This window comes from Bacteroides sp. AF34-31BH (assembly GCF_003602795.1).
Lineage (GTDB): Bacteria > Bacteroidota > Bacteroidia > Bacteroidales > Bacteroidaceae > Bacteroides > Bacteroides uniformis.
The window spans coordinates 1-13428 of sequence record NZ_QTLV01000023.1 but is presented as its reverse complement, the minus strand read 5'-3'; the positions used below and the strand labels follow the sequence as shown (position 1 = coordinate 13428).

Sequence of the window (13428 nt, the reverse complement as noted above, 5' to 3'; positions counted from 1 at the left end):
TAAATTTATAAATTTAAAGTTTTCAATTATGAACAAGAAGTTTCTAAGTGTGACCCTGTTCAGTGCCTTGATGTTGGGTACTGCAGGTACGTTCACGTCTTGTAAGGATTATGATGATGACATCAAGGACTTGCAGGAACAACTGGACAAGAAAGCTTCACTTGATGACCTGAATGCAAAAGTTACTACGTTGCAGACGGCTGTAGATGAAGCCAAAAGTGCCGCAAACGAGGCCAAGAACAAAGCTCAGGAAGCTTTGGACAAGGCTAATTCGACAGAAGGCGGAGTATCCGAGGCAGATTTGACTGCTTTGAAGAAAGAACTGGAAAAGCAAATTGAGAAGTTGGCTTCTTTGGAGGCAGTTGAGACTAAAATCAACGACTTGAAAGAAGAATTGGAAGGCGGCTTTGTTACAGACGAAAAACTAAAAGACTTGGCTGCTGAGGTTGATGCATTGAGCGCTCAAGTTATGTCTATTATCGGACATCGTTTGACTAGTCTGGCTGTAATTCCTACAAGTCATATCAATGGTATTGCTGCTATTACATTGACTACTCTACAGTATACTCCACAAGAGTACAAGGCAATGGCAAAACATACAGATGGTCCTCAAACTGACGAAGATTCTGAAGGAACGTTTACCGCACATTCCAAAACTCCTGTACTTGACCACGTTAATAAAGCTGGTGCTAATCCATACACGGTATCTACAGACAAAAATGAGGCTTACTTCCACGTTAGCCCCAATATGGGTGTACGTACAGAGGATATCTATATGCCTTCTTTCGATTGCATCAAATCTGAAAACATCCTCACCAAAGCTGGCGCAACGATTTCGGAGAACTCTCCTATCCAGCCAACTGGCTATAAAATAGAAGACAATGTATTGACAGTACAATTCAAGAAGACTGTTGCCGAATCCATCAATGAAGCAGGCGGTCATGCAAGTGGAAAAGAAACTTTCTACATGGCTTCTCTAAAGGCTCCTATCGCTAAGGAAAACTTGACTGCTGATGAAGCTAAAGCCCTTAAGGAAAATGGCACTCAGGTTTATGTAAACTCTGAATATGTTCGTCTGCACGAAACAAAAGTAGCTCCTTATATCGCTAATGCACGTACGAAGTACGGCGAAACTATGACCGGCAAATTTGCTGACGAAGTTCAGACCGATGGCGAAGGCAGATTCTACGTACACTACCACGACTCTATTTGTGCATACGAATCACAAGCTAACAACATGATTGACGTTTATGCACAGTATAACAAAGTCCTTGACCTGAAGAAATTGGTAGAGGTTTGTACAACGGAAATCGGTGCAGAAGACCATAACCAACATGCAGAGTTGAAGGCATACAAAGACTATGGTCTGACATTCCGTTTCTACAAGGCTACTGAAGAATATATCACTTTAGGTGGTCCGGAGAATAACAGCAACAAGACTGACCAGCAGAAATTTGCAGAAATCGATTCTCCTATGAATGGTCACATGACTTCAAAAGTCTATAGCCTTGACGGTGTATCTGCCACTGCAGTAGGCCGCGAACCGTTGGTACGTGTAGAGTTGGTGGATACTGTAAACAATGCTTTGGTAGCTATGCGCTACATCAAGGTGAAATGGGTGAAAGAAGAAGGTATGCGTGAAATCGGTTTCACATACGATGATACCATATTCAAATGTGGCAATTTCGCAGATAGAATTGGTACTGTAGCCATGAACGAAGTTATCTACAACGGTGCAAAAGAAGGTGGTATGACCAAACAGGAATTCCACGCCATTTACACTGACGAGGGTTTCGACGCACAAGATGGAGTAGATTATGGTAAGGTTAAACTTCTTAAGAATACAGAAGACGGCGTTGAATCTTACAACATTGAGTGGACTTTGACTCACGCTGACATCGTGAAGAAATATCCAGAATGGAAGAATCACGAAGATATGGTATTCACTAAAACATTCTTCTGGAAAGATCCGACAAAAGCATATCCTACTTTGAAGATTACATTGACACGTACTATCTACAAACCTACATTCGGTGGATATGGATATGACAATCGTTATTGGAAGAAAAACACCAACAACACTGTATTCAATGTGAACCCGGTAGTTTATGGTGCTGTGGAATGGAATCCTGCATGGAATGAAACCACTGGACACGTATTGACTGGCGATAAGACTAACAATAATCCGACCGTAAATATCTACACTGACTTAGTGAACGGTTTCTTGAACAAAGACGGTGTAAAACCTGCTACTGGTGCATGGGAATACCTGTACTTCCAGGATAAGAACGTTGCGAATGTGAAGAATCCTTATTCTCCTACATTTGAAGCAGAAGGTGTACGTTTTGAATTCGATGCTGAACAGTTGGCTGGTAAAACTTATAAGTACTTTGATGTTGCCAGCAAGACATTCAAGGATGGTGCTGTTACATTGAGTGCCGACAACACAAAATTGTACATTGCAGGTGAATTGGCTGCAACAATTGACAATTATAAGGACAACCTCTGTACAAATGCAAATAATCCTCTGAAAGGTCACAAGACTTATAACATCAAATTGCAAGAAGCTGATCCGGATGCAAAATCCAATTTCGGAGAAAACACCAAACCGACAGAAGCTGCCAAAGCTTTGGTAGGTCAGATTGTTCCTATCAAGTTGGTTGCAGACCTTTGCTATGGTGATGCAACTCCGGGACATCCGGCTGCTCATACTGAAGTTATCAAGGCTTATGATGCCAACATCATTGAACCGATGACTATCACAGTGAATAAGGAAGAAGGAGAAGTAACTGATGCTGTTGTTAACGGTAGCTCTGTAGATGTAACAGGTGCTTATACTTACACTTGCTGGAATGCAGACGAAAACGGTAATTTCTACACTGCTTCTGAGGCTCCCAATGCAACAGCTCTGCAAAAAGAACTGTTCAAATTCTACGAATGTACTCCGAGCAACTGGATGACTGATCAAGTTAAGACTAACCTGAAACTGGTAGACGGCAATTTGCAGCCTGTGGCTGGTTACAAGGAAGGTAGCCTTCCTGCCAACACAACTGTAGTTTACAACGTAGATGCAACAACTGGTAAGGAAACACTGACTTACTACAACCACAGTGGTACTCCTGTAAACTGGGATTATGAAATCTATGTTCCTATCAAGTTCGGTTATAAGTGGAAGACTTTCACTCAGGAATTCAAAATCCACGTAAATGAAAATGCCGGTACTCCCGCAGGAAGATAAGAGACAACTCTGAAAAGAGATGCCAATAAAGTAAACAGACAAGAGAGAGTGCTTCATCCGATTGAAGCACTCTTTTTTATAATATAACAACTAAAAATATGAAACAAACAGTCATTATAGGAATATTGTTGGGAATACTGCTACTAACCGGATGTGACAACAACGAAAAAGAACATGATTTTGTCGGTATATTCACTACTGCCAACGGCATAAAGTTTGAGCTTCGTCCAGATTCTACATCAATCATAACTTTCAAAGATTCTATGATTTACGAAAGTTCTTGGAAAATAAGCAAAGATCGTAACAATGAAACCTATGCCAACATAGAGTTTGCTGGTTATCAGAATTATTATTATTTGAAAAATGGTAAGCTTTATCGCAGTATACGCGAAATGAACCATGATGCCTTAGGTGAAGAGGTGAAGTATATAGAATGATTTCCGCGCCTCTCATCACTCTCTAGATTTTTTTCTCCCCACTTTGCTTCCACACTTCCACCCACCTCCTGCATCCCCCTATCCATCGGCACTTGAACTGCTGTGGAAGCAACAAAAAAAGGTGGAAGCAAATTTTGCTTCCACCTACTCAAAACGCTATAGTTTTACCGTAACCTACTTGTCTCTACCATAATACCCCGTGCAAGGTACATAAATCGGTTGGTTCAGTTTTCCTGCATTCTCGAGCTTGCCTTCGCTACGAAGCAGGCGAATATGAAGCTGTGCAGTAGAGCGCATCATTCCGCAGAGGCTCTGAAAATCACTGCGCGTAAGGAACTGATGCGTAGAGAAGTAGCCCGTCAGTCGCCTGTCAATCTCCTTGTCACTCAGCTTTTGGGAATGCTCATTCAGCCCCAGCGGTTTAACTTTGATGGCACCTATCTCATTCTTCAGCACCTGGTCGGCACGAAACTTGATGCCCTTCAGCTTAATCTTGGTGGTTTTTCGTTTGGTCGCAGCGGTCACCGGCTCCGTGCTCGTCAGTACGGGATGAAAATAGCCGATACCGTCCAGATGCACCTGCCGCCCCTCGGCAAGGTCTTCCCCCATGACGTGCGACAAGGCATCCAGTACCGCCGAGACATCAGTCTCCGTCAACGAGCTGCGTTCCTGAATTCTGCGACGCAGTTCGTCGGTAGTGGTAGAGCCGTTCAAGCGGATGCGCGGATGAAGTATCTTTTCTTCCCGCTGTTTGTCTTTAGGTTCCGGGAGCTCATACCAATCGAATAAAATTGCCATAGTTCAATGTCTTTTAAGTTGTTGTACAATACGTTCGCGCCCTATGCGGAATAGGTGCGGGTTACGTACTTCATCCGTAAAAGCTTTGGGAAGAGAAACGCCTAACGACCATGAACAGCTCTGCTTACGGTCGTCAAGCGATTGCTTCATGGCCGTAAGCAGAGCTGTTCATGGTCGTTAGGCGTCATCTATTCCCTATACAAAAGTAGACAAACAAAGGGAGAAAAGCAAAGGAATGCCTATGTTTTAAAAAAGAAATCCAAAGGTTTCCGACACCACGCTGTATAGTTTGTGGAAGCAGGCATTTATTTAATAATTATTCTGCTGAATACTTGTTTTCCGCCTCCTGATGTCGTATCTTTACGAGAATTATATTTACCCAAACAAGCTGACAAACAGAATGAAAATTACCTTGATTAGAGCAGAAAAAGAGAGCGGAAAGGAAGCCCTCAGCACCCTGGAAGCGGATGCACTGATTAAAAAACTAAAAACCGAAACCAAAGCCGGACATGTGTCGACCCTCCGGGCCATCCTTCCTCAACTGGAGGGCACTTGCGCCCAATACGAACATATAGACAAGCTGCCCCGCATCTATCCCGCCGTGGAATATAGCCGTACACAAGAGGGGGAACGACGGATGAAGAACTATAACGGACTCGTACAACTGGAAATAAACCGTCTGTCGGGCATTGCCGAAGCGGAATATGTAAAGCAACAAGCCGCCCTGCTACCACAGACCTTTGCCGCTTTCTGCGGTTCCAGCGGACGGAGTGCCAAGATATGGGTATTGTTTGCCCTGCCCGACGGCACGACACCGAAGCTGGAGAGCGATGCCGCCTTGTTTCATGCCCACGCCTACCGTATGGCGGTGAAGTGCTACCAGCCCTTGCTGCCGTTTGCCATTACATTGAAAGAACCTTCCCTTACCCAGAGTTGCCGCATGACTCTGGACGGATATCCATACTATAATCCTGCCGCTGTGCCTTTCTGCCTGGAACAGCCCCTCGGCATGCCCGAAGAGGAGAACTTCCGGCAACGAAAACTCGCAGAAAAGAACCCGCTGTTGCGGCTGCATCCGGACAGTAAAGCCTCGGACACCTTCGCCATACTTTTCGAATCGGCCCTTGGCCGTGCATTCCGCGAATTGGACGGTTGGAAACGGGACGGGGATTTACGGATACTGCTGGTGCCTCTGGCCGAACATTGTTTCAAGGCAGGCATCCCCGAAGAGGAAGTAGTCCGCCAGACATTGATGCACTATTACCGGGAAACGGATGAATTCATTGTCCGTCAAACGATTCATAACCTATATCAAGAGCTTAAAGGCTTCGGGAAAAAGAGCAGTCTGACGCAAGAACAGGAGAGCGTTTTCCGGCTGGAAGAGTTTATGGGGCGCCGGTATGAGTTCCGCTACAACACCGTTCTGGATGATTTGGAATACCGTCAGCGCGACTCCGTCCATTTCTATTTCAAGCCCGCCGACCAGCGTGCCCGCAGTACAGTCTCTATGAATGCCCTGAAGGAGGGTATCCGCGTATGGGACCGCGACATCAACCGTTTCCTAACTTCAGACTATGTGCCACTCTATAATCCCGTCGAAGAATACCTTTACGACACCGGCCGCTGGGACGGGAAAGACCGCATCCGGGCATTGGCCGACCTCGTTCCGTGCCACAATCCTCATTGGCAGGAGCTGTTCTACCGCTGGTTCCTGGGCATGGTGGCACACTGGCGTGGAATGGACCGGCAACACGGAAACAATACTTCTCCTCTGCTTGTCGGTTCTCAAGGGTTCCGGAAATCCACCTTTTGCCGCATTTTGCTGCCACCGGAGCTGCGTTTCGGCTATACGGACAGCATCGACTTCAAGAGCAGGCAGGAAGCGGAACGCAGCCTGGGACGCTTTCTGCTCGTCAACATTGACGAGTTCGATCAAATCAACATCAACCAGCAGGGCTTCCTGAAGCATCTGCTGCAGAAACCGGCTGCCAACCTGCGCAAACCCTACGGCAGCACCATCCGTGAGATGCGGCGGTATGCCTCCTTCATCGGCACCAGCAACCAGAAAGACTTGCTGTCCGACCCCAGTGGCAGCCGCCGTTTCATCTGCATTGAGGTCACCGGTCCCATCGATACGAATGTCACCATCAACTACCGCCAGCTCTATGCGCAGGCTCTGAATGCCGTAGCCAAAGGTGAGCGTTACTGGCTGGATGATGCCGATGAAGCCATCTTGAAGCGGACGAACCGGGAATTTGAACAGCTCACCCCACTGGAACAACTCTTCCACAGCCATTTCCGCGCGGCAGAAGAGGATGAAGAGGGGCAATGGATGATGCCCATGCAGATTCTTTCCGCTTTACAGACAAAGACGCGTGACCGTCTGGCAATCAACAAGGTTGCCGTATTCGGGCGGACGCTCAAGAAGCTTGAAATACCGAACAAGAAGTCAAGGCAGGGGACACTGTATCATGTAATGCCGCTGGATTAAATGCTCTGCAGTAACCCCGCACAAGCATCTTCCAGAATGTCCAGCACATACTCAAAACCTTCGGAACCGCCGTAATAGGGGTCCGGTACATGGTCGGCATGGGTAAACTTTGTACAGTATTCCGTCATGCGGTGTATCTTGCTCCATTCGGCGGTTGAAGGGGCACGATCTTTCAGGTCGTCGATGTTGCGGTCGTCCATACCGATAATCAGGTCGAAGTTGTAAAAATCCTCGGTACGTACGGGTCGCGAAAGATGCGTCAGATTGTATCCACGGCGGGCGGCATGGGCACGCATCCGGCTGTCCGGCAGTTCGCCCTGGTGATAGGACAGAATGCCTGCAGAATCGATTAAAAACTCATCCGCACGTCCGGCTTCTTCTACCAGATGCTTCATGACTCCCTCTGCCGAGGAGGAACGGCAAATGTTGCCGAGGCAAACGAAAAGTATCTTCTTCATATTTCTTTAGTTACGAGTTATTTACATCGGGTCTACATCATAATACACTATCAGCGACTTGAAGCGGTCTTCCGCCACCATCTCCTTTTGCACCTGGACGAGCAGTTCGCGGGCACGTGCCATTGGGGCATTGGTTTCTATCTTCAAGACAATCTTTCGGATGAACAGGGTCTGTACGCGTGCTACGGGCGGCTTGTCCGGTCCCAGCACACGGTTGCCGAAGACGGTGCGGAGCTTGGCGGCCATAGTCTGTGCCATGAGGTCGAGCAGGGTCTCGTTCCGGTTCTTCAAGTAGACGTACACCAGGCGGTAGTAGGGCGGATAGTGGAACATCTGGCGTTCGGCAAGCTGCCCGCCTACCATGGCTTCGTAGTCGTTGGCAATGACTTGCGGGATGATGGGATGGTCGATGCTTTTGGTTTGTAGCACCACCCTGCCGCGCTTGTTCTTCCGTCCGGCGCGTCCGGCAACCTGCGCCATCAGCTGGAAGGCGCGCTCGTAGGCGCGGAAGTCGGGATAGTTCAGCATGGTGTCGGCATTGAGTATGCCCACAATGCTGACGTGGTCGAAGTCCAGACCCTTGGACACCATTTGCGTGCCTATCAGGATGTCCGTCTTGCCTTGCTGGAAATCGGAGATGATGCGCTCGTAGGCGGTACGGGTGCGGGTGGTGTCCAAGTCCATACGGGCTACGCGGGCGTCGGGGAAGAGGGCTTTGATGTCATCTTCTATTTTTTCCGTGCCGAAGCCGCGGTTGCGCAGGTCAGTGCCCTCGCAGGCGGGGCAGATGCGGGGCAGTTGGTAGGTGTAGCCACAGTAGTGGCAGGTCAGTTGGTTCAGCCCCTTATGGTAGGTGAGGCTGACGTCGCAGTTCTTGCACTTGGGTACCCAGCCGCAGGTGTTGCACTCTATCATGGGGGCGAAGCCGCGGCGGTTCTGGAAGAGGATGACTTGTTCTTTCTGTTCCAGCGCTTCGCGGATGTATTGCAGGAGCAGCGGAGAGAAGGGACTGTTCATCATCTTCTTGCGGTGCAGCTCCTTGATGTCTACGGGGATAATCTCCGGCAGTTGTATCTCTTTATAGCGTTCTTTTAGTTCCACGAGGCCATACTTACCGGTAGTGGCGTTGTGCCAGGTCTCTACGGAAGGGGTTGCCGTGCCCAACAGAGTTTTGGCGCCATACATGGAGGCGAGTACAATGGCTGCATTGCGGGCATGATAGCGGGGAGCAGGGTCTTGCTGCTTATAGGTGTTTTCGTGCTCCTCGTCCACAATCACAAGACCGAGGTTGCGGAAAGGAAGAAAGACGGAGGAGCGGACGCCGAGAATAATGTCATAGTCTGCTTCCGACAGCTGCTTCTGCCAGATTTCTACCCGTTCGGCATCGGGGAACTTGGAGTGATAGATGCCCAGTCGGGAGCCGAATACGCGTTGCAGGCGCTCTGTGATTTGCGCAGTGAGGGCTATTTCGGGCAGGAGATAGAGCACCTGCTTTCCTTGCCGGATGGTTTCTTCTATCAGATGAATATAGACTTCGGTCTTGCCGCTTGCCGTGACACCATGTAGCAGGCAGACGTTCTTGCTTTGAAAATTCTCTAAGATGGAGTGATAAGCGCGTTGCTGGTGCTCGTTCAGCGGGTTGACGGGGATGACTTCTTTGAGGAGTGCTTTGTCTATGCGACCTATTTCCTGCTGGTAGACTTCGAATACACCACGGTCCACAAGACCGTTGAATACGGCAGGGGTGGTGGAGGTGCGTTGCAGCAGTTCGGCTTTGGAGACTTCTTTTATATCTCGTCCGCTGAGGTAGCCGGAGAGTTCCAGATATTTCATCAGCAGGTCCAGTTGCTTGGGGGCACGGCGCTGCAACTCGTCGAAGAAGATGTGCAGGCGGTGTTCGTTGCGGGCGGCGGCGGTGAGGCGTACACGGGTTTCGGTCTTAGGCTTATAGGTACGGCGCAATTCTTCCTTTACGAAGATGGCCTCTTTGTCGAGCAGTGACTTGATGACAGAAAGTATGTTCTTGATGCCGGTCTCTTTCTCCAGTTTCGTCACGCATTGCTCCGGGTCGGCAGAGAGCATATCCAGTATCTTCTGTTCCTTCTCCGGCAGGCGGACGTCGGACTCGAAATCGGGATTGTACTCTACGATTGTTTCGCTTTCCAGCTTCAGACCGGAGGGCAGGGCGGCTTTGTAGACGTCTCCTTGCGTGCAGAGATAGTAATCGGAGAGCCATTCCCAGAACTTGAACTGCCGCGGGAGCAGTATGGGGCGGGCATCCAGCAAGGCGGACACTTCCTTTACTTCGTATTCGGTGGGGGCACAATAGTGCACGTTGCGCACGATGGCTGTATAGTATTTCTTCCGTCCGAATGGTACTACCACCCGGCAACCAATCTGCACTTCATCCGCCCACTCGTCGGGCAGGGAGTAGGTGAAGCAGCTGTGCAAAGGCAAAGGCAATATGACGTCGGCAAACTTTTTCATCGTGGGGACAAAGATAGTGGAAAGTGGAGGGAGAATGAAATGAACGGGGTCATTTTTTATGATGAGAGGGGGAGGAGGCTGTTGTGGATTTGGGATGAAGATAAGGGGGGATATGGGTATTGCAGATTTTATGGGTAGGATGGGTGTAGAGGTATGGGGAAACTGGTGTAAGCGTTTTATAAGCTTTGTTCGATGTATTAAAATAAGAGTGAGTTAGTTATGGTAAAACTATGGCATTTTGAGTAGGTGGAAGCAGATTTTGCTTCCACCTTTTTTTGTTGCTTCCACAGCGGGGTAAATGCCGATGGACAGGGGGATGCAGGAGGTGGGCGGAAGTGTGGAAGCAAAGTGAGGAGAAAAAAGTTTCTGGAGAAAAAAAGGAGGATGTTCCCATAGAACATCCTCCTTTTGATTTTATAATTGTCTATTCAGACAATTTTCTACTACTCGGATTATCTAGTAGCTTGTTTACGTGTGATAGTTACGTTGTATGCATACTCACTAGTACCCCAGTCGTGAACGAACTGCAGAACCACATTTACTGTATGAGTAAACTCAGTACCTGTCGGGAGTGCAATACAAGTCAGCTTACCAGTTGTAGGATCTACCTTGAAGTATTCATCTTTGTCTGTTCCGTTAGACATAATGTAGCGGAGACCAGTTTTAACAGACTTCTTGTACAAAGCAGCACGAGCAGTGACTTCTTCGGCATTGAATGTAGTTCCATTGAATTTAACAACTGTCTCACCTGCATAGTCTTTCAATATCAGATTCTTCCAGAAGTCTTCAGCCTTAGTCTTAGTGCCAGCTACAGAATTTTCAATCAATTGCTTCAAAGTAATTTCTGTATCCTTGGCCAAGTTCGGATCGTTGAATGCTTTCAGTGCAGCACCACCGGTGAAATCTGCTATCGGACGAGCTACAGTCCATAATTCTTCTGCATCAGGTTTACGGTTCTTGTCAGTAGCATCGTAACCATTTGCATCATAAATATCAACTTTCAGATTACCAACCTTCTTGATATCAATAGGAGCAGTGAATGCTATTCTCCATTCGCCATTTGATTCTTCAACAACTAATTGCTTCTTCTTCATCAAATCTTGTACAAATGCATTCTGCTTATCTTTATTCAATTCGAATACAGCTTTAGCATCAGCAGGAGTTACATCATACATGTGAGCGAAGTTTTCAGACTTAATACCGAAGTTGCCGTTAGCAGCATCACTCCAGTCACCAATGATTGTACGTGCTTCGTATGCTTTCTTGATAGAAACTGCAAATGTGCGATTTACAGAAACTTTATTCAGAGTCAACATGAAGTATTTTCTATCATATTCATTGCCAACTGCATAAGGAGCATTATCTTTCCAAGTACCATTCCAAACACTATTGGAGTTAGCTGTAGGTGATACATAAAGAGTCGTCTCTGCCAATTCTACCTTTGGCCCTACAACCAGGAATAAAGAGTCTTTGTCTGCATTATCACCACCGTTTCTGTAGTACAAGTAGATATCTTTTGCATTAACCTTCAAGTTGTCAGAATTCAAGGCAGAACCAACCGCGTCGTTCTTCATGTATGCCCGACCTTCTGTCTTAGAAAGCATCTTGTATTCTTTTGCTTTCGCATCATATACATAAAGTGGCAACAGATGATTTCTGTCTTCTACATTGTTACCGGCAACAATATCACGTCCACCGATTTCAGATTCAAACTTACGAACATTCAATGCAATAACAGTTGCCTTACTAGCATTGTAGCTCATTGACAGATTGCCTTCATTCGGAATCAATTCGATGGAATTATATGTATATGGATCTTCAGCCTTACGAATAGCTTGAATAGGGAATGTATTTTCAAATACATAGTCAGCAACACCTTCAACTTGTGACTTCACAGTCGTTGTAAGTTTTATTGCTGCATATTCGTTAATGGCAGATGCCTGATATTGTTCTTTTACAGAAAGGATACCATCGTTGATTTGGAAGATACCTTGTTTAGATTGTATTTCCTTGCCATTCAAAATGAATTTAGTGTTATTTGGCAATAACTCAAATTTCTGAGTATACTCAAGACCTATTTCAGACAATTCCGGGGTACCGGATACGTTAGACATATAAGCATTTATAGAGTCATTCAAATTATAAGATTCATTATAAGTAAATGAATTTTTCTCGGAATGCATATCATAAGCACCAGGTAAACCAAAAGGCCAGTTGCTGTCATTTCTATGAGAATGTGCTGCAAAAATCCAATTTGTATTAGCCCAACTTGATTTAACACTGAAATAATCAGAAGAAGAAGTGTATTGCTTATACATGGTAACATCCAAAGAAGACATATACATTTGTCCGTCTACAATGTTTTCCTTAGCAATCATCTTCACTGACAGAATACCATTATTCAATTCAGGAGTTCCTTGCACGCTCCAAACCGGAATATCAACAGCACGTGTTTTATAAGAATCTGAGAAGAAGTATTCAGCATCTGTTTGACTATATTGATTAGGCCAAACTTTAAATTCAGCGACACCAGGTATGGCGGCAAACAATTTGTTTTCTTTGGCTGCTTCATCATAAGAATAGAGTTGATAAGCATTAACATCTGCTTTTTCCCCAAGAGCGGTTACAACACCTACCAGACGGAAAGGTTCTTGAGTATTATCCTGATCGAGTCTTGAATCATTAATCCAGTTTTTGTAACTCTCATCCTCTCTGGTTGCCTTTCTGTATTCCCACTTACCAGGGTCATCAGTCTTTTCGAACCAATCATAAACATCTAATTTAGCCACCTCAGAGCCACCAACAGTTGAATTATCCGCATAGGGCTTTCTGAAAGCAATGCTCTGTAAACCGTTGAAAGCAGAACCTTCCATTAACAAAGTATATGACTGACCGCCAATAGTAACTTGCATGGTTCCATCTTTTTCATTGTAGATCATTGAAGGAACATTAGCATTGTATTTGAATGAAGTCTTATACTCTCCAATGCAGATATAACCCTCTTCGTCTACCTTCACGTAGTTTCCGATAGCTTCTTCAACATTAGCTTCTGAGCCTGCAGCCTTGATTTTCTCACCTGCGTCATTCAATACATACTCATAGGTTGCACCTTCATCTACGCTAATCATCCAGTAGTTCTCGGCATCTACCTTGAACTTCGGAACAATTGTAGCCCCGGTTTCACCCTTCGGGCCTTGAATACCCTGAAGTCCTTGCTCACCTTTTTCGCCTTGAGCACCATTCTTGATAGTTAAAGTTTCGCCACCGGTAAAAGTCAGTAAATAACCACCCTCAACAGGAGCATAACTTTCGATGAATTTCTTGCCATTGATTGCAGCAAGGATGTCATCAATCTGTTTTTTGTTTGCATCGATCTGCTCCTGCAAGCCATCGATGTCATCATCATAGTCCTTACAAGAAACAAATGTACTTGTGGAGCCAACCATTAAAGCTCCAAACAAGATTGCACTTAGAAACTTTTTGTTCATAATTGAAAACTTTAAATTTATAAATTTAAAA

8 protein-coding genes are annotated in these 13428 nt (G+C 46.2%); 3 read left to right on the top strand and 5 right to left on the bottom strand.

The annotated features are described in order from the left end of the window. Positions 1-28: 28 nt before the first annotated feature. Together DWZ67_RS19660 and DWZ67_RS19655 are read left to right on the top strand one after the other, a co-directional pair. Positions 29-3238: a hypothetical protein gene (locus DWZ67_RS19660; RefSeq protein WP_120139545.1), complete on the top strand. Its 3210-nt coding sequence runs from the start codon at positions 29-31 to the stop codon at positions 3236-3238. A 98-nt stretch (positions 3239-3336) separates the two neighbouring features. After that, positions 3337-3675, top strand: coding sequence for a hypothetical protein (locus DWZ67_RS19655; protein WP_016272010.1), 339 nt, complete (start codon positions 3337-3339; stop codon positions 3673-3675). 174 nt (positions 3676-3849) lie between these two features. Here DWZ67_RS19655 and DWZ67_RS19645 read toward each other — a convergent pair whose 3' ends face one another. Together DWZ67_RS19645 and DWZ67_RS20210 are read right to left on the bottom strand one after the other, a co-directional pair. Then, a complete protein-coding gene (locus DWZ67_RS19645) occupies positions 3850-4473 on the bottom strand; it encodes an HU family DNA-binding protein (RefSeq protein ID WP_120139544.1) in 624 nt (207 codons plus the stop codon). Between the two features lie 3 nt (positions 4474-4476). Next, entirely contained in the window at positions 4477-4623 is a 147-nt protein-coding gene (locus tag DWZ67_RS20210; RefSeq protein WP_155517626.1) for a hypothetical protein, read from the bottom strand. Positions 4624-4873: 250 nt separating this feature from the next. On the opposite strand from DWZ67_RS20210, the gene DWZ67_RS19640 reads away from it, so the two are divergent. Beyond that, complete coding sequence (locus DWZ67_RS19640) at positions 4874-6964, top strand: BT4734/BF3469 family protein (protein ID WP_120139546.1); 2091 nt, start codon at positions 4874-4876, stop codon at positions 6962-6964. Here the strand turns inward: DWZ67_RS19640 and DWZ67_RS19635 are convergent. From DWZ67_RS19635 to DWZ67_RS20525, 3 genes are all read right to left on the bottom strand, one after another. Further along, a complete protein-coding gene (locus DWZ67_RS19635) occupies positions 6961-7422 on the bottom strand; it encodes a low molecular weight protein-tyrosine-phosphatase (RefSeq protein ID WP_005825832.1) in 462 nt (153 codons plus the stop codon). The two genes, DWZ67_RS19640 and DWZ67_RS19635, sit on opposite strands and share 4 nt — an antisense overlap. Positions 7423-7443: 21 nt before the next feature. Next, on the bottom strand, positions 7444-9909 hold the full coding sequence (gene priA, locus DWZ67_RS19630) for a primosomal protein N' (RefSeq protein WP_120139543.1): 2466 nt from the start codon (positions 9907-9909) through the stop codon (positions 7444-7446). Between the two features lie 452 nt (positions 9910-10361). Then, positions 10362-13397, bottom strand: a complete 3036-nt coding sequence (locus DWZ67_RS20525; protein ID WP_057087498.1) for a PL29 family lyase N-terminal domain-containing protein — start codon at positions 13395-13397, stop codon at positions 10362-10364. Positions 13398-13428 lie beyond the last annotated feature (31 nt).